Consider the following 16,304-nt stretch of genomic DNA (forward strand, 5'->3'; position numbering starts at 1 on the left):
CCGATTGGGGGAATTATCGGACCGTCATCGCAATCCGCTAATCCCGAGCGGGCCGTCTTTCCGATCAACGGTTTTGTGATTAGGAAGGAGGGGTCCCGGCCCGGAGCGAAATCGCAGGCCGACGTCAGCGCTGCTTCGTGCGCAATCCCGGAGCCGTCCGTGCGCGACCCCAACTTCAGGCGACAACACGGCTGCACGGCAATCCCGCGCGAACCGGTTCGGGACTGGAGCTTGGGCTGGATGACCGGGCATCGAGCGCGCGTGATCGTTTTTACGGTGTCCACGATCGCGATTCTGCTCGCGTCGCATTCACTGTCGCCGGCCGGCGCACCGCCTCAGACCCTTGCCGAGGAAGTCGTCTCATGGGCGAGCGTCCTTTGGCTCGGCGCCTTGCTGCCCGGCTCTCTCGGCTTGATCGGCACGCTTCTCTATCGTTTCCCGTCCGACCTCGACGACATACAGCCGATCAACAGTATGATCTGCTGGCGCATCGTCACGGCGGGAAAGAACATCGACGTCGTCCTGAGCACGATTCGCCGCTGCCAAGCCGAAATGGCCAAGACGCCTTTGGCGCCATACATTATCGAGGTCGTGATCGACGAGTGCAGGAATGTCGCCCTGCTGCCGGTCGAGGATGTCGACCTGCGCGTCATCGTCGTCCCGCGGGAATATCTGACGCCGAACAATTCTCGTTTCAAGGCGAGGGCGCTGCATTACGCCCTTTTGAATTCGCAAATATCCGCGACGGCCTGGATCGTGCATCTCGACGAAGAAACACAGCCGACGCAATCGGCGATCAAGGGCGTTTGCAAATTCATAGGTCAAGAGGAAGCGTCAAGGCGTTTGCGCATCGGCCAGGGGGCGTTGCTTTATCATCGCGAATGGGAGCGGCACCCCTTTCTCACATTGGCCGACAATGTCCGAACGGGAGACGATTTCGCCAGGTTTCATCTGCAGCATCGCCTGGGCGTCACCATATTCGGCCTTCATGGTTCTTTCATCGTCGTTCGCAACGACGTCGAGAAGGCGACCGGCGGTTTTGATTTTGGCCCGCACGGCGACATCACCGAGGACGCGTTCTGGGCGGTAAAGGCGATGCAGGACGGCCTGCGTTGCGCCTGGGTCGAGGGTTTCTTGGAAGAACAGTCCTGTATGTCCGTCATTGATTTTCTGCGCCAGCGGCGGCGTTGGTTTCACGGACTGGTGAAAACCGTCCTCTACGCCCCGGTCAAGCTGCGTTGGCGCCTTGGCCTCGGGGTGAACACGACGCTTTGGGCGCTGGCGCCGTTCGCCGTGGTCTATACGGTCTGCAAGCTCTTCTACGGCGTTGAAATCCCGTCCGCCGTGCGGATCTTCTCGAGCTACTCGTTCGCGACGTTTGCCGTGTGGTACGTCACGGGACTGAAAGCGAATATGGACGAACACGGCATCAAGGACTTCTGGAAACGCGTCCAGCTTACGCTGTTGCAGATACTTCTGCTGCCGGTGTTTTGCGCCTTGGAAGGGCTCGGCGTGTTGTGGGGACTGGCCAGTCAGGCGAATGGGTTCGAGGTCGTGAAAAAATAGGCGGCGGCGGCGCGCTCCGAGCTACGCTCCTCGTCCGATCCCCTGGTATTTGAACCCCATCGCCCGCATCGCGCCCTGGGGGTAGATGTTGCGCAGGTCGACCACCACGGGGTCGCGCAGCGCCGCCTTGACGCGGGCGAGATCGAGGGCGCGGAAGGCGTCCCATTCGGTGACGACCACCAAGGCGTCCGCGCCCTCGAGGCAGGCGTAGGGGCCGCTGGCGAACTCGACGCCGGGCAGCAGCCTGGCGGCCTGCTTCGCCCCTTCCGGATCGAAGGCGACGATCGTCGCTCCCGCCTGCTGCAGCAGCGGCACGATCACCAGGCTCGGCGCGTCGCGCATGTCGTCGGTGTTGGGCTTGTAGGTCAGGCCGAGCACGGCGATGCGCTTGCCCTTCACCGAGCCGCCGCAGGCGCGCACGATCTTGCCGGCCATCGCCACCTTGCGCTTGTCGTTGACGTCGACCAGCGTCTCCACCAGCCGCATCGGCGAGCGCGCGTCGATCGCCAGCTTGGTCAGCGCCAGCGTGTCCTTCGGGAAGCACGAGCCGCCGAAGCCGGGACCGGGGTTGAGGAAGCGGCGGCCGATGCGTTTGTCGAGGCCGACGCCGTGGGCGACGTCCATCACGTCGCCGCCGACCTTCTCGCACAGGTCGGCCATCTCGTTGATGAAGGTGACCTTCATCGCCAGAAAGACATTGGCGGCGTATTTGATCAGCTCGGCGGTGCGGCGCGTCGTGTAGACGATCGGGCTGCCGTTGCGCTCGAGCGGCTGGTAGATCTCGCGCATCACGCGCCGCGACGCGTCGTCCTCGACGCCGATCACCACCCGGTCGGGCTGCTTGAAATCGTCGATCGCCGCGCCTTCGCGCAGGAATTCCGGATTGCAGGCGACCGCGAACGAATCGCGCGGCGCGCATTCGGCGAGGATGCGTTGAATTTCGTCGCAGGCGCCGATCGGCGAGGTCGACTTGTTGACGACGACGACGAAGCCTTCGATCGCTTCGCCGATCTCGCGCGCCGCCTGATAGACGGAACGCATGTCGGCGCCGCCGTCGCCCGGCAGCGTCGGCGTGCCGACGCAGATGAAGACCGCCTGCGCGCCGCGGATCCCTTCGCTGATGTCGCCGGTGAACGACAGTCGGCCGGCGCGCTGGTTGGCGGCGACGAGCTCGCTCAGGCCCGGCTCGTAGATCGGCGACCGGCCGGCCTTGAGCGCCGCGACCTTGCCTTCGTCCTTGTCGACGCAGACGACGTCGTGACCGAAGTCGGCGAAACAGGCCCCCGAGACCAAGCCGACGTAACCCGCGCCGATCATCGCGATGCGCATCGATCCCGGCCCCCAAGCCTTGCTGCAGCGTTCTAGTCGTCCGTCGGCGACCCGGCAAGGCGACGCGGCAGCCGCGATCGCAGGAATTGCGCGAAGCGTGACGCTTCGGCCTCGTCGCGAAAAATGCGGGTCGGCGCGATCGCCGGCGCGCCCTGGCGCGGCCATAGATAGACGAGGCCGCCGGCGTCCTCGGCATCGAGGCAATCATCGAAGCGCCAGCGCGTCGGCGCGGGGCCGCCGTCGAGTCTGAGCCCGTTGGCTTCGACGCTGAGGACGAGCGGCCCGGCGGCGCGCAAGCGCTCGATTTCCGCCTCGGCGAGACGGCGGCTGACGAAGAAGCGTCGCCGCGTCGCCAGTCGTTGGACGAGAAAGGCGGCAGCGCAGACGAGCAGCGCCGCCTCGGCCGGGCGGCGGCCGAGGAGCCCGGTCAGCGCCAGAATGGCGACGAACAGGATCGCCAGAACGAAGGCGGCGAGCGGCGCGAAATGGGCCGCGGTCAGCCCGCCGGCGAGCGCGCGCCTGAGGCCCGCGCGCGCCGCGGCGATTCGCGCTTCGTCAGCGGTGAGGGCGAAGGAATAGGGGCCGAAATCGCTCGTCTCCGGCGCGCTCATGCTTCGTCGGGCGCCGCCACGGCGATCGCCAACGCATGGAGCCCGCTGGCGAATTCCGCCGCGAGCAGCGCGTTGACCATGCGATGGCGCTCGACCCGGGTCTTGCCGACGAAGGCCGGACTGACGATATGGAGGCGGTAATGGGTTTCGCCGCCGGGGCGGGCGCCGGCATGGCCGGCATGGCGGTCTGATTCGTCGACGACGTCCAGTCGGGTCGGGCGCAGCGCTTCTGTCAGAGCGGCGGCGATGCGGTCTTTTCTGGTCATTGTCGCGTTCCTTGCGCGCCCGACTTGCCTCGCGGCGCGCGAGTTGTCAAAGACACGATCGTCGACTCGACTCTTGCCGCTTGGGCGAGTCGGCGCCTAAGGTTCGTCGATGGATCTCAATTCACGCCTTTTCGACCGCATTCGGATCAAACCGCGCCGCGCCAGCGAGGCGCCGGCGACGACGACGACGATTCGCTGCGAGTTTCCCGGCTGCGCCAACGAAGGCGTGTTCCGCGCGCCCAAAGGGCGCGAGCGCGAAGGCGAGTACTTCTGCTTCTGCATGGAGCACGTCCGCGAATACAACGCGACCTACGATTATTTCCGCGGCATGGACGACGAATCGCTGGCCAAGTTCCGCCAGGCGGAGGTGATCGGCCACCGCCCGACCTGGAAGATGGGGCCGCGCGGCGGGGCCGGCGGGCGCCATATCGACGAGACGATCTACGCCGAGGCGCGGAATATGCGCCGGCGCGGCGCGCGCCGCGCCGACGGCCAGGCCCCTGCCCCGCGCTACAACGCGCTGGCGTTGAAGGCGTTGTTCGTCCTCGACCTCGACGCCAACGCCACCGAGGCCGGGATCAAGGCGCGCTACAAGGAGCTGGTCAAACGCCACCACCCCGACGCCAATGGCGGCGACCGCTCCTCGGAAGACAAATTGCGCGAAATCATTCAGGCCTATAATTACCTCAGGGCCAACAAGCTGGTTTGACCGCCCGCCGCGGCCCCCGGGCGATTTTCACGTTAATTGCATGGGCCGATCGGCGTTTCGCCTGTCCGCGGGCGCGCCTATAGTGTGAAGCGTCACCCCGCCGCCCGCCGCGCCGGGGCATGGAGGACCAATGAGACCCGCGCCTGTTCCGCCTTCGACCGTGACGCCCGCCGCCCCCGGCGCCCCGGACGCGCTGATTTCCGTGCGCGAGGCGTTCCGCATCGATTCGGACATGAGGGCGCCGGGCTATCTGGCGCCCGACGAGCACGTGCCGGACCTCGATCCCGATTATTTGTTCGACCGCGACACCACGCTCGCGGTCCTGGCCGGCTTCGCCTTCAACCGCCGGGTGATGATCACCGGCTACCACGGCACCGGCAAGTCGACCCACATCGAACAGGTCGCCGCCCGGCTGAACTGGCCGCTGGTGCGCATCAATCTCGACAGCCACGTCTCGCGCATCGACCTCGTCGGCAAGGACGCGATCGTGCTCAAGGACGGCAAGCAGATCACCGAATTTCGCGACGGCATGCTGCCATGGGCGCTGCAGAACAACATTGCCATCTGCTTCGACGAATACGACGCCGGCCGCCCCGACGTGATGTTCGTCATCCAGCGCGTGCTCGAGGTTTCGGGGCGGCTGACGCTGCTCGACCAGCGTCGCGTCATCCGCCCGCATCCGGGCTTCCGCCTGTTCGCCACGGCGAATACGATCGGCCTCGGCGACACGTCGGGCCTCTATCACGGCACGCAACAGATCAACCAGGGCCAGATGGACCGCTGGTCGATCGTCGCCACGCTCAACTACCTGCCGCACGACAAGGAAGTCGACATCGTGCTGGCCAAGGCGCCGCATTATCGCGGCGGCAAGGAAGGCCGCGACATCGTCAACAAGATGGTGCGCGTCGCCGACCTCACCCGCAACGCCTTCGTCAACGGCGACCTGTCGACGGTGATGAGCCCGCGCACGGTGATCACCTGGGCGGAGAACGCCGACATCTTCAAGGATATCGGCTTCGCCTTCCGCCTCACTTTCCTCAACAAGTGCGACGAACTCGAGCGCACGCTGGTCGCCGAGTTCTACCAACGCTGCTTCGGCCAGGAACTGCCGGAAAGCGCGCTGAACGTCGCGCTGACCTGAAGCCCGGGCGACGACCCGACAGCTGGGCGACGATCAGGCCGCAGCGTCTCGGCGGCCGAACGGCCTCTCGACCTTGGCGAAAGCGGGCGGAACCGCCGCGGCGTCAACTTGCCGCTATGGCGATCGCCTCAACTCGGCGATAAGGCGCCATGACCTCCCTTTCTTCGGCCGCCGTCCGCCGCGCCAATGCGGCCGCGATCTTCGCCGTCGCCGTCACGGTTCTCTCCTGGGGCTCGGCCTTCCCGATGATTCGCGTCGCCATGCGCGATTTCGGCGCGCTCGAACTGGCGGCGGCGCGGTTCGCGGTCGCCAGCGCGCTGGCGCTCGCCTGGCTGGCGTTCCGCCGCCCGCCGCCGCCGACCCGCGCCGACGCCGGCCGCTTCCTCGTCTGCGGCCTGATCGGCATTTCGCTTTACAACGGCCTGCTCAATCAGGGCGAGCTCACCGTCAGCGCCGGCGCGGCGGCGTTCATCGTCAACGTCGCGCCGATCCTGACCGCCATTCTCGCCACCGTCTTTCTGCGCGAACGGTTTTCGGCCTGGGGCTGGGGCGGCGCGCTGGTGAGCTTCGCCGGCGTCGGCCTGATCGCGCTCGGCCAGCCGGGCGGGCTGGCGTTCGGCGGCGGCGCGAGCCTCGTCGCCGGCGCGGCGCTATGCACCGCGAGCTACTTCGTCTTGCAGCGCCCGCTCGTCCCCCGCTACGGCGCGCTCGCCTGCACCGCCTACACGCTGCTTGCCGGGGCGTTGTTTCTTTCGCCGTTCCTGCCCGGCGCGCTGCCGATTCTCGTCGCGCCCGGGGCCACGCGCGCGGCGGCGACAGTGGTCGCGCTCGGCGTCTTTCCGGCGGCGATCGGCTATGCCGCCTGGACCTACGCGCTCGGCCGCTTCGGCGCGGCGCGCGCCGCCAATTTCCTCTACCTCGTGCCGCCGGTCGCGGCGCTGGTCGGATATTCCGCGCTCGGCGAAAGCCTGAGCGCGCTGACGCTGGTCGGCGGCGCAATCGCTATTCTCGGCGTCGTGATTGTGAATTCGCTCGGGCGCCCGACCGCCAACGAGCGCCTTGCCGGCAAAGTCGGGCCGAGCCTATAGAGGACGCTCGCCCCCCTTACGACGCCCGAACCCAGGCCTCATGTCGACCGTCGACGTCAAACCGACCAATCGCAAACCGTCCGGCAAGGCCGAGTCGCCCGCCGAGCCGTTCAAGCGCGCGCTCGCCTCCTGCACGCGCGCGATGGCGCGCCGGCCCGACCTCGAGGTCGCCTTCGCCGCCGACAAGCCGGCCCTGGTCAGCGGACCGGAGGGCGCGCGCGCGCGGCTGCCGGAGCCGCCGCGCAAGCCCAACGCGCGCGAGGCGGCGATCCTGCGCGGCGTCGCCGATTCGATGGCGCTGCGCCTCGCTTGCCACAGCGACGCCATCCATCGTCGCCACGCGCCACACAATCCGGCCGCGCGCGCGCTGTTCGACGCCGCCGAGCAGGCGCGGGTCGAGGCGATCGGCGCGCGGCGGATGGAAGGCGTCGCCGCCAACCTGACGGCGATGCTCGACGACCGCTATCATCGCGCTCCCTATTCCGAAGCGCGCGAGCGCGACGACGCGCCGCTCGAAGACGCGGTGGCGATGCTGGTGCGCGAACGCCTGACCGGCCTGAAGCCGCCGAGCGGCGCGGCGCGGGTGGTCGAACTGTGGCGTCCGGTCGTCGAAGGCAAGGCCGCCGCCGCGCTCGACGGGCTCGGCGCGTCGATCCACGACCAGCGCGCCTTCGCCCGCTCGCTGCACCGCCTGCTGCAGTCGCTCGACCTGCCGAGCGACTCCGAGGCCGACGAGGAAGACGACTCGGAATCGTCTGAAGAAGATACGCCCCCCGAGCGCGCCGAGGACGCGGAGGGCGAAGGCGAGCGCGAGGAATCGGCCGACGCGATGGAAAAGGAGGCGTCGGAAGACTCCACCGACGAACTCGAGGAAGGCGCGACCGAAGCCGACGAAGCGCCCTCGACCGACTTCCCCGACGAGGCTTCGGCCGGCGAATCGGACGAAGCGGCGGAGAACCGCCCGCCGCAGCCGACCGGCGAGCGGCGCGGACCGGACTACAAGGCCTACACGACCAAGTTCGACGAGATCGTCAACGCCGAGGACCTGTGCGAGCCTGAGGAATTGCAGCGGCTGCGCGACTATCTCGACAAGCAGTTGCAGAACCTCTCCAGCGTCGTCGGCCGGCTCGCCAACCGGCTGCAGCGGCGGCTGATGGCGCAACAGAATCGGTCGTGGGAGTTCGACCTCGAGGAAGGCGTCCTCGACGCCGCCCGCCTGTCGCGCGTCGTCATCGACTCCCAACAGCCGCTGTCGTTCAAGCGCGAGAAGGAGATGGACTTCCGCGACACGGTGGTGACGATGCTGATCGACAATTCCGGCTCGATGCGCGGCCGACCGATCACGGTCGCTGCGACCTGCGCCGACATCCTCGCCCGCACGCTCGAACGCTGCGGGGTCAAGGTCGAGATCCTCGGCTTCACCACCCGCGCCTGGAAGGGCGGGCAGGCGCGCGAGGCGTGGCTGCAGGCGGGCAAGCCGGCCAACCCCGGCCGGCTCAACGATCTGCGCCACCTCGTCTACAAGGCCGCCGACGCGCCGTGGCGGCGCGCGCGCAAGAACCTCGGCCTGATGATGCGCGAGGGCCTGCTGAAGGAGAACATCGACGGCGAGGCGCTCGACTGGGCCTACAAGCGCCTGCTCGGACGAGCCGAGCAGCGGCGCATCCTGATGATGATCTCCGACGGCGCGCCGGTCGACGATTCGACCCTGTCGGTCAACGCCGGCAACTACCTCGAGCGCCACCTGCGCTACGTGATCGAGGAGATCGAGACCCGCTCGCCGATCGAGCTGATCGCGATCGGCATCGGCCACGACGTCACCCGCTACTATCGCCGCGCGGTGACGATCGTCGACGCCGAGGAACTCGGCGGGGCGATGACCGAGAAGCTCGCCGAGCTGTTCGACGAGAAGGCGGCGCCGCCCAAGCCGACGCGGGGTCAGCGGAAGAAGCGAGCGGCTTAGGCCCTTCCCCAGCGAAGCTGGGGAAGGTGGCCGCGTGAGCAGCCGGATGGGGTGTGGCGAACAATAATGGCGGCCACAGTGTCGGCGCGCCGATCGATGATCTATTTGTCTGAAGCGCCGTCCCCGGCATCGCCGGAGAAGAAGCTAAGGCGTCACGCGGCGAGAGCGGCGCGTATGCGTTCGATCACGATCGGCAAGCCGCCGATGATCAAATCGTCAGCGAACCGCAGGACGCGGTAGCCCTGACGACGAAGCCACGCATCTCTCTCAGCGTCCCTCAATATGGCGTCCTCGCTTTCGCGCGTTCGGCCGTCCGCTTCGACGATGACCTTCCTTTCAAGGCAAACAAAGTCGGCGAAGTAAGGTCCGATCGGCGTCTGCCGGCGAAACTTGTGGCCTTCGAGTCGATGACCGCGCAGCGCGCGCCAAAGCGTGGCTTCCGCCCTTGTCATCTGGCGACGCTGTCCGCGCGCGAACTTGCGCGAGGACTGAGGTAAGGAGCGCGGCTCCCCCATGTTCGACACAGAGCACGGGCTGCTGTGTGAGTCGTATCGAGCTCAGAGTTCGCGCAGGCGGCACGGGAACGGCCAGTTGAAAGAGGAAGGCCGTTCGAAACCTGGGGGGATTCGCGGAAATGATCGCGCAGTCCGGCCGACGTCTGCGCGACGGCCCGCACCCCATCTGTCTCGCTTCGCGAGACACCTTCCCCAGCTTCGCTGGGGAAGGAGGTCGATCCCGCGCTTGACGCCGATAATCGTTATTCCATATAACTATCTCCGCGCTCGATGGCGCGGGGAGGACGGGCGTGGCCAAATCCAGGGCGGAAGCAAAAGCGCGCGCGTTCGAATCGCTGGTCGTCGAGCGGCGGGGCGCAGTGCTGACGATCGGCCTCGACCGTCCCCATAAGCGCAACGCGATCAACGAGGCGACGATCGACGCGCTCGAGCGGGTTGTCTCCGATATCGCCGACGACGTGCGCGCAATGGTGCTGCACGGGCTCGGCCCCAATTTCTCCGCCGGCCTCGATCTCAACGGAATCGGCGACCGCGACATGGCGGCGGCGGTGAACCACTCGCGCGCCTGGCAGCGTTGCTTCGAAAAGATCGAGTTCGGCCCGACCCCGGTCGTCGCCGTGCTCAAGGGCGCGGTGATCGGCGGCGGGCTCGAACTCGCCGCCGCCGCCCATATCCGCGTCTCGGAGCCTTCCGCCTATTACGCGCTGCCGGAAGGCCAGCGCGGCATCTTCGTCGGCGGCGGCGGCTCGGTGCGGCTGCCGCGGCTGATCGGCGTCGCCCGCATGACCGACATGATGCTGACCGGCCGCGTCTATCGGGCGGAGGAAGGCGCGCAAATCGGCTTGGCTCAATATCTGGTCGGCGAAGGCGAAGGCTTCGCCAGGGCGCTGTCGCTCGCCGAGGCGATCGCCGGCAACGCGCCGCTATCCAATTTCGCCGTGATCCAGGCGCTGCCGCGCATCGCCGACAGCGATCCGCGCGTCGGTTATCTGATGGAATCGCTGATGGCCGCCGCCGCCCAGAGCGACGGCGAAGCGAAGGCGCGGGTGCGCGCCTTCCTCGACAAACGCGCCGCCAAGACGCGGCCGGAGCGGGCCCGTCGCGGCGAGGCCTAAGCCGAAATCGAACTGAAAAAGGGGAAGGGCGATGAAATTGGCGAGCGCGGCGGCGATCGTCACCGGCGGCGGTTCCGGACTGGGCAAGGCGACGGCCGAGGCCTTCGCCGCCAAAGGCGCGCGCGTCGCGGTTCTCGACCGCAACGCCGAGGCGGCCGAATCTGTGGCCAAGGCGATCGGCGGCCTCGCGCTCGCCGGCGACGTCGCCGATTCGGCCTCGGCCGAAGCGGCCCTCGCTCGCGCCGCGGCGGCGCATGGGCCGGCACGCATCCTGGTCAATTGCGCCGGCATCGGCGTCGCCAAGCGCGTCGTCGGCCGCGACGGACCGCAGCCGCTCGGCGATTTCGAGACGGTGATCCGCGTCAACCTGATCGGCACGTTCAACATGATCCGGCTGTTCGCCGCGGCGGCGAGCCGGCTCGAGCCGCTCGAGGACGGCGAGCGCGGAATCGTCGTCAACACCGCTTCGGTCGCCGCCTATGAAGGTCAGATCGGCCAGGCCGCCTATTCGGCCTCCAAGGGCGGCGTCGTCGCGATGACGCTGCCGATCGCGCGCGAGCTCGCGCAGTTTGGCGTGCGGGTCAATTCCATCGCGCCGGGCCTGTTCCTGACGCCGATGCTGCTCGACCTGCCGCAGGAAGCGCAGGATTCGCTCGGCCGCTCGGTCCCGTATCCGGCGCGGCTCGGCGACCCGGCCGAATACGCCGCGCTCGCCGCCTTCATCGTCGAGAATCCCTATCTCAACGGCGAGACGATCCGTATCGACGGCGCGCTGCGCCTGCCGCCGCGCTAAAGGCAAGCCGATGTTCGTCAACCGTCATCGCGTGCGGATCGAATGGGCCGATTGCGATCCGGCCGGCATCGTCTATTACCCGCGCTATTTCGCCATGTTCGACACCGCGACGCACCATCTGTTCGAGGCGGCGGGATGGAAGAAGCGCGACCTGCTGAGCGAATTCGACATTCTCGGCTATCCGATGGTCGACACCCGCGCGCGGTTCATCATCCCGTCCGGATTCGGCGACGACATCGTCATCGAGACCCACGTCGCCGCGATCCGCAATTCGAGTTTCGACATCGAGCACAAAGTGTTCAAGCCCGCGCCCGAAGGCGAGCAACTGGCGATCGAAGCGTGGGAGACGCGGGTATGGGTCGGCCGGCATCCGCACGACCCCGCCCGGCTCAAGTCACGGCCGATCCCGCCGCTGGTGGCGGCGCGGCTGCTGGGTTCAAACGAGGCCAAGCATGGCGGCTAAGAATACGAAGGCGCCGTCGCGCGGGTCAAACCCGGCCGACGAACCTCTGCCGCTCGACCTCTCGGCGCTGACTTCGATCGTCGGCTATCCGCTGCGGCGCGCCCAGCTGGCGGTGTTCGAGGATTTCAACCGCCGCTTCCTCGCGCTCAAGCTGTCGCCGGCGCAATATTCCGCATTGGTGGTCATCGCCGCCAATCCCGGCCGCAAGCAGTCGGAGATCGCCGGCGCGCTCGGCATCCAGCGGCCGAACTTCGTTGCGATGATGGACGAACTCGAGCGCCGCGGCCTCGCCGAACGGCTGCGCACGCCCGTCGACCGCCGCTCGCGCGCTTTGGCGCTGACCGCGGCCGGCGCGACCCTGGTCGCGCGCGCGCGCCGCGTCCAGGCCGAGCAGGAACAGGAAGTCGAACGGCTCATCGGCCGCGAAGGCCGGCAGCAGTTGCTCGCCGCGCTGGCGCGACTCGCCGAGCTAGGAACATGAAGCCGCGCGGAGCGGCTGAACGCCGTTCTGCCGGAACTTCGCCGACGATCCGCCGCTCGGCAGGGGTTCAATCCGCATCGACGGGCGCAAGCGGCGCCCGAGGCGCCTGATGACGACGAAGACGCTTGCCGAATCGAAGGGCGACTGGGATTATTTCAAGCTCGTCGCGACGATCAAACCGGAGGACGCGTGGCGGCCTCTCGACAAAGGCGGATGCCCATTCGTCAAGGCGTGAACCCAGGCGCCGGCGGCGCGCGTGGCCATGCGTAACTGGCTGCGGTCGCCGACGCTGCTGAAGCTGTTCGTCGGCCAGCACGTCCTCAACGGGCTGAGCGTCGCCCTCGGCGTGATGGCGGTGGCGGCGATCGCTTCGGCTTTGTTCGGTTTCGCCGCCGGCCAGCCGGCGACGCTCGGCGCCATCTCGGCCAGCATCAGCGACTTTCCCGCGCCGTGGCGCGCCAAACTGCGCATGCTGTTGACCGGCTTCGGGCTGGCGATCGTTTCGACGACGCTGACCCTCCTCGCCAGCCCCTCGCCGACGGCGCTGGTCGCGGTCATCGGTCTGGCCGCCTTCGCCGCCGGCATGATCACCGGCTATGGCCGCTGGGCGCTGGCGCTGAGCGCGCAACTGCTGGTGCCGATGGTGTTCGTGCTTGGCCTGCCGCCGTTGGATCCGGCGCGCGCGTTGCAAGCTGAATTGCTGCTGATCGGCGGCGGCCTCGCCTATATCGCGCTGGCGATCGTCGCCACAAGGCTGGTCAGCCGCAACGACCGACGCCTGATGGCGAGCGAGTCGATCCGCGAGCACGCCGCCTATTTGCGCGCGATCGCCCGTTTCACCGATCCCGCCATCGACGTGCAGGAAGTCTACGGTGCGGCGATCCGCCAACAGGCGGCGCTCGCCGACCAATTGCAGGCGGCGCGCGCGCTGCTGCTCGAACGGCCGCGCGCGACGCCGGAGCGGGTGCGGCTCGCCGCAACGATCGGCGTGCTGCTCGATTCGTTCGATGCGGTGGTGGCGGCGCAATGCGACCTGCCCGCCCTACGCGACTGGCCGGGGGCGCAGACGTTGAGCGCGCGCATCGGCGTCGCGCTGCGCGCCGCCGCGCTCGACCTGCAGTTCCTGAGCCTCGAACTGCTGACCAGCGCCAAGCCGCGGCTGCCGCCCGGACATGCGGTGGCGACCGATGCGATGCGGCGCGAGGCGGCGCGGCTCGCCACGAGCGACGAACTCGGGCCGGAGCGGCGCGCGGCCGCGGCGGCGACAGTGGCGCGCCTGCTCGACGCGCGCCGCCATATCGGCCGGCTCGAACGCGCGCTCACCGACGACGACGCGGCTGCGGCGGCGATTGGCGAGGTCGACCTTTCCGCTTTCGCGCCGCGCCGCAACTACGATCCGCGCCAGCTCGCCCAGCACTTTCGCGCCGGTTCGCCGGTGCTGCGTTACGCCGTGCGGCTGACCGCGGCGATGGTCGCCGGCGCCGTGATCGCTGAGACCTTCGGCGGCGGCGCCGGCCATGGCAATTGGATCCTGCTGACCATCGCCGTGATCATGCGCGCGAGCTACGGCTGGACCCGCCAGCGGCGCGACGACCGCGTCGCCGGAACGTTGATCGGCTGCGTCGTCGCTTCGCTGCTGGTCGGCCATCTGCCGGTCGGCGCGCTGGTGCTGGTCCAGGGCGCGGCGCTGGCGCTGACCCACGGCTTCATTCGCTCGAACTACCGCCTCGCCTCGGTCGGCGCCTCGGTGATGGCGCTCGTCTCGCTGCATCTGGTCAACCCGGCCGAGGCGGCGCCGGCGATCGCCCGGCTCGCCGACACGCTGGTCGGCGCGGCGATCGCCCATCTCTTCAGCCACCTCTGGCCGCGCTGGGAATTCGCCGAAGCGCCGCGGCTGGCGACCGGCCTGCTCAAGCGGATCGACGCCTTCGCCGCGGTCGCGCTGCGGCCCGACGCGACGGCGCAGGATTACCGCCTGGCGCGCATGGCGCTGATCGAGGCGATCGCGGCGCTGTCCGACTCGGCGGCGCGAATGGGCGGCGAACCGGCCGCCGCCCAGCGCGGGCTCGAAGAGCTGGCGACGATGCTGATCGCCGCCCACGGCGTCGTCGCGCAGCTCTCGGCGGCGCGCATCGCGCTGCAGGCCGCCGACCCCGCCGAAGCCGACCAGGCGCGCGTCGAAGCGGCGGCGGCGCAGCGCTGGCTGAGCGGCGAACTCGCCGCCGGCGGCGCGGCGGCGGCGCAGACGGAGATTGATCGCGCCGAGCCGTTCTCGGACCTGAAGCGCGCGACGCGACGGTTGACGGCGGCGGCGCAGGCTTATCGGAAAGCTGCGGCGGCAAGCTGAGACGCGCTTGCCGTCGGGCGACGCCCGCCGCCGCGTTTCCTGCCGCGTTTCGAGACTTGTCAGCGGGTTGCGGGGCGGAAAATTTCCGCTTCGTCTTTCTCGGGCGCCGGCTTGGCGAGCAGCAGCTCGCGCGTCGGCGCACTGAGCCGAGGCGGCGGCGCGGGCGCCGGGGCGGCGGCGATCTCGGCGCGGCCGTAGCCGTGATAGCGGTCGAGTTCGCCGGCGAGCTTGATCACCCGGTCCATCGCCTTGAGGTCGCCCTCCATCATCAGCGTGTGCGCGACCTGCATCGCGTCGCCGAGCCGCGCGATCTGCAACTGGACGAAGCCGGCGGGCGGATCGACCTCACGCTTGGCCAGCATCTCGGCGATGATCTGCCGCACGCGGCGGATGGTGAGGTCTTCCGTCCGCGCGATATGGGCGACCGAGACGCCCGCCGTCAGCCGCTCCAGGATGCGCAACTTCCGCTCCGCCGTCGCCCGCCGCATGGCGGTGCGGCGGGGCGGCGGAGGCGGCGGCGGGACTTCGGCGGGGCGGGAGGGCTTGCGGGGCTTGGGCATCGGGGGCGTCTGGGGAGCAAGTGGGGCGATGTGGGTAGAATAGCACGATTTTTGATTTTCAGAAAGCGGAATGCCAAGGCCATTGAAATAACGCGGGAATCTCGCGCCCATTGCGATCGCCCGGATGTCATCACCTCAAGAGCTGTGGCGCAGCGAAGGCGTTACAAAATTGGCAGATCGTTCTTGCTTTGTTCTAGCGTTGCTGCATAATGGGCAATTATACCAAGTCCCGAAGGGCGTGACTCTCGGCTTCCCAAATCATCGGCGAGCTGATTCAAGGTGGCGAACCCAGGAGGTTTGCCATGGCTCTTCCGCTCCGGGATGATTTTGATGCTCCGACCAAACGCTCGAAGGATGGACCGCAGGCGCGGCGACTTTTGGCTCTGGCGGCGATTTACGAAGGCGCCTCGCGCACCGAGGCGGCCAAGATTGGCGGCGTGACGCTTCAGATCATTCGTGATTGGGTTCTCAAGTTCAACGCTCATGGGCCGGACGGCTTGATCGACCGAAAGCCGCCCGGGCAAGCGCCTCGGCTGAACGATGCGCATCGGGCCGCGCTGGCCTCGATCATTGAGAGCGGTCCGATCCCCGCGGTTCACGGCGTCGTACGCTGGCGGATCGTCGATCTCTGCCAATGGATTTGGGAGGAATTCCGCGTCGTCGTCGCCAAACAGACATTGAGCCGCGAACTGCGCGCCATGGGTTACCGCAAGCTCTCGGCGCGTCCCCGTCATCACGCGCAAGCCGCCGGCGCCATTGAGGATTTTAAAAAAGTCTGCCCGAGCGCCTGGCGCAGATCGGGGACGAAAAAGGCGTCGAGCCCGACGCCATAGAGATCTGGTTTGCCGACGAGGCGCGCGTCGGCCAGAAGAACAAGATCACCCGTCGCTGGGCTAAGCGCGGCACGCGCCCGAGCGCGCCGAAAGACCAACGAACCGCCTCGGCCTATATCTTCGGCGCGATCTGTCCCAAGGACGGCAAGGGCGCGGCGCTCGTCATGCCTCGATGCGACACCGAAGCGATGAACCTTCACCTGGCCGAGATCGCCACGCAGATCGCGCCGGGCGCGCACGCCGCGATCCTGGTCGATCAGGCCGGATGGCATCTCTCGGCTGGCCTGATCGTCCCGCCCAACATCACGTTGATCCCGCTGCCGGCCAAATGCCCGGAGCTGAACCCGCAGGAAAACATCTGGCAGTTCATGCGCGAAAACTGGCTCTCGAACCGGATCTTCAAATCCTTCGACGACATCGTCGACCATTGCTGCGACGCCTGGAACAAGCTCGTCGATCAACCCTGGAAGATCATGTCCATCGGCCTGCGAGATTGGGCCTACAGGTCGTGATCAGAGAGTCTT

Annotated in this window: 17 protein-coding genes; 12 read left to right on the forward strand and 5 right to left on the reverse strand. The window is 68.0% G+C overall.

Annotated features, from left to right (window positions below):
* The first annotated feature begins 159 nt into the window (after positions 1–159).
* Positions 160–1,566: a glycosyltransferase family 2 protein gene (locus tag ABSF49_RS03795; RefSeq protein WP_424111301.1), complete on the forward strand. Its 1,407-nt coding sequence runs from the start codon at positions 160–162 to the stop codon at positions 1,564–1,566.
* 21 nt (positions 1,567–1,587) lie between these two features.
* On the opposite strand, the gene ABSF49_RS03800 is transcribed toward ABSF49_RS03795, so the two are convergent.
* Genes ABSF49_RS03800 through ABSF49_RS03810 form a run of 3 tightly spaced genes read right to left on the reverse strand, consistent with a single transcriptional unit; the run spans position 1,588 to position 3,772 of the window.
* Positions 1,588–2,895: a UDP-glucose dehydrogenase family protein gene (locus ABSF49_RS03800; RefSeq protein WP_424111302.1), complete on the reverse strand. Its 1,308-nt coding sequence runs from the start codon at positions 2,893–2,895 to the stop codon at positions 1,588–1,590.
* Between the two features lie 32 nt (positions 2,896–2,927).
* On the reverse strand, positions 2,928–3,506 hold the full coding sequence (locus tag ABSF49_RS03805; RefSeq protein ID WP_424111303.1) for a hypothetical protein: 579 nt from the start codon (positions 3,504–3,506) through the stop codon (positions 2,928–2,930).
* Positions 3,503–3,772, reverse strand: a complete 270-nt coding sequence (locus ABSF49_RS03810) for a BolA family protein (RefSeq protein WP_424111304.1) — start codon at positions 3,770–3,772, stop codon at positions 3,503–3,505. Before ABSF49_RS03810 ends, ABSF49_RS03805 begins: the two co-directional genes overlap by 4 nt.
* A 109-nt stretch (positions 3,773–3,881) precedes the next feature.
* Here ABSF49_RS03810 and ABSF49_RS03815 point away from each other — a divergent pair, with 109 nt between their 5' ends.
* From ABSF49_RS03815 to cobT, 4 genes are all read left to right on the forward strand, one after another.
* Positions 3,882–4,481: a J domain-containing protein gene (locus ABSF49_RS03815; protein WP_424111305.1), complete on the forward strand. Its 600-nt coding sequence runs from the start codon at positions 3,882–3,884 to the stop codon at positions 4,479–4,481.
* A 130-nt stretch (positions 4,482–4,611) separates the two neighbouring features.
* Entirely contained in the window at positions 4,612–5,622 is a 1,011-nt protein-coding gene (gene cobS, locus ABSF49_RS03820; RefSeq protein ID WP_424111306.1) for a cobaltochelatase subunit CobS, read from the forward strand.
* 149 nt (positions 5,623–5,771) lie between these two features.
* Positions 5,772–6,710, forward strand: coding sequence for a DMT family transporter (locus ABSF49_RS03825; protein WP_424111307.1), 939 nt, complete (start codon positions 5,772–5,774; stop codon positions 6,708–6,710).
* Between the two features lie 40 nt (positions 6,711–6,750).
* Entirely contained in the window at positions 6,751–8,673 is a 1,923-nt protein-coding gene (cobT, locus tag ABSF49_RS03830; RefSeq protein WP_424111308.1) for a cobaltochelatase subunit CobT, read from the forward strand.
* Positions 8,674–8,825: 152 nt separating this feature from the next.
* Here the strand turns inward: cobT and ABSF49_RS03835 are convergent, their stop codons facing one another.
* Entirely contained in the window at positions 8,826–9,188 is a 363-nt protein-coding gene (locus ABSF49_RS03835; protein ID WP_424111309.1) for an endonuclease domain-containing protein, read from the reverse strand.
* Between the two features lie 290 nt (positions 9,189–9,478).
* Between ABSF49_RS03835 and ABSF49_RS03840 the strand changes: the two genes are divergently transcribed.
* From ABSF49_RS03840 to ABSF49_RS03865, 6 genes are all read left to right on the forward strand, one after another.
* Positions 9,479–10,303 carry a crotonase/enoyl-CoA hydratase family protein gene (locus tag ABSF49_RS03840; protein WP_424111310.1) on the forward strand — a complete coding sequence of 275 codons (825 nt, stop codon included), beginning with the start codon at positions 9,479–9,481 and terminating at the stop codon, positions 10,301–10,303.
* Positions 10,304–10,334: 31 nt separating this feature from the next.
* The gene (locus tag ABSF49_RS03845; RefSeq protein ID WP_424111311.1) at positions 10,335–11,096 is read left to right on the forward strand and encodes an SDR family NAD(P)-dependent oxidoreductase; all 762 of its coding nucleotides are present in this window, start codon (positions 10,335–10,337) and stop codon (positions 11,094–11,096) included.
* Positions 11,097–11,106: 10 nt separating this feature from the next.
* The gene (locus ABSF49_RS03850) at positions 11,107–11,559 is read left to right on the forward strand and encodes an acyl-CoA thioesterase (protein WP_424111312.1); all 453 of its coding nucleotides are present in this window, start codon (positions 11,107–11,109) and stop codon (positions 11,557–11,559) included.
* Complete coding sequence (locus ABSF49_RS03855; protein WP_424111313.1) at positions 11,549–12,040, forward strand: MarR family winged helix-turn-helix transcriptional regulator; 492 nt, start codon at positions 11,549–11,551, stop codon at positions 12,038–12,040. Before ABSF49_RS03850 ends, ABSF49_RS03855 begins: the two co-directional genes overlap by 11 nt.
* A gap of 109 nt (positions 12,041–12,149) precedes the next feature.
* Positions 12,150–12,275: a hypothetical protein gene (locus ABSF49_RS03860; RefSeq protein ID WP_424111314.1), complete on the forward strand. Its 126-nt coding sequence runs from the start codon at positions 12,150–12,152 to the stop codon at positions 12,273–12,275.
* Positions 12,276–12,302: 27 nt separating this feature from the next.
* A complete protein-coding gene (locus ABSF49_RS03865; RefSeq protein WP_424111315.1) occupies positions 12,303–14,387 on the forward strand; it encodes an FUSC family protein in 2,085 nt (694 codons plus the stop codon).
* 59 nt (positions 14,388–14,446) lie between these two features.
* On the opposite strand, the gene ABSF49_RS03870 is transcribed toward ABSF49_RS03865, so the two are convergent.
* Positions 14,447–14,848, reverse strand: coding sequence for a hypothetical protein (locus ABSF49_RS03870; protein ID WP_424111316.1), 402 nt, complete (start codon positions 14,846–14,848; stop codon positions 14,447–14,449).
* A gap of 401 nt (positions 14,849–15,249) precedes the next feature.
* Between ABSF49_RS03870 and ABSF49_RS03875 the strand changes: the two genes are divergently transcribed.
* A protein-coding gene (locus tag ABSF49_RS03875) for an IS630 family transposase (protein WP_424111317.1) occupies positions 15,250–16,292 on the forward strand; the annotation gives its coding sequence in 2 pieces (ribosomal slippage) (positions 15,250–15,729 and positions 15,732–16,292; 1,041 coding nt in all).
* Positions 16,293–16,304: the final 12 nt, after the last annotated feature.

It is taken from the genome of Roseiarcus sp. (assembly GCF_049514155.1).
In the GTDB taxonomy this organism is placed as follows: domain Bacteria; phylum Pseudomonadota; class Alphaproteobacteria; order Rhizobiales; family Beijerinckiaceae; genus Roseiarcus.

What these genes read in the sequence shown, in the direction of transcription:
- ABSF49_RS03845 (WP_424111311.1), top strand. Translation starts at nt 10,335, where the DNA reads ATGAAATTGGCGAGCGCGGCGGCGATCGTCACCGGCGGCGGTTCCGGA.
- ABSF49_RS03835 (WP_424111309.1), bottom strand. Translation starts at nt 9,188, where the DNA reads ATGGGGGAGCCGCGCTCCTTACCTCAGTCCTCGCGCAAGTTCGCGCGC.
- ABSF49_RS03815 (WP_424111305.1), top strand. Translation starts at nt 3,882, where the DNA reads ATGGATCTCAATTCACGCCTTTTCGACCGCATTCGGATCAAACCGCGC.
- ABSF49_RS03850 (WP_424111312.1), top strand. Translation starts at nt 11,107, where the DNA reads ATGTTCGTCAACCGTCATCGCGTGCGGATCGAATGGGCCGATTGCGAT.
- ABSF49_RS03860 (WP_424111314.1), top strand. Translation starts at nt 12,150, where the DNA reads ATGACGACGAAGACGCTTGCCGAATCGAAGGGCGACTGGGATTATTTC.
- ABSF49_RS03825 (WP_424111307.1), top strand. Translation starts at nt 5,772, where the DNA reads ATGACCTCCCTTTCTTCGGCCGCCGTCCGCCGCGCCAATGCGGCCGCG.
- ABSF49_RS03800 (WP_424111302.1), bottom strand. Translation starts at nt 2,895, where the DNA reads ATGCGCATCGCGATGATCGGCGCGGGTTACGTCGGCTTGGTCTCGGGG.
- ABSF49_RS03855 (WP_424111313.1), top strand. Translation starts at nt 11,549, where the DNA reads ATGGCGGCTAAGAATACGAAGGCGCCGTCGCGCGGGTCAAACCCGGCC.
- ABSF49_RS03810 (WP_424111304.1), bottom strand. Translation starts at nt 3,772, where the DNA reads ATGACCAGAAAAGACCGCATCGCCGCCGCTCTGACAGAAGCGCTGCGC.
- cobT (WP_424111308.1), top strand. Translation starts at nt 6,751, where the DNA reads ATGTCGACCGTCGACGTCAAACCGACCAATCGCAAACCGTCCGGCAAG.
- cobS (WP_424111306.1), top strand. Translation starts at nt 4,612, where the DNA reads ATGAGACCCGCGCCTGTTCCGCCTTCGACCGTGACGCCCGCCGCCCCC.
- ABSF49_RS03865 (WP_424111315.1), top strand. Translation starts at nt 12,303, where the DNA reads ATGCGTAACTGGCTGCGGTCGCCGACGCTGCTGAAGCTGTTCGTCGGC.
- ABSF49_RS03805 (WP_424111303.1), bottom strand. Translation starts at nt 3,506, where the DNA reads ATGAGCGCGCCGGAGACGAGCGATTTCGGCCCCTATTCCTTCGCCCTC.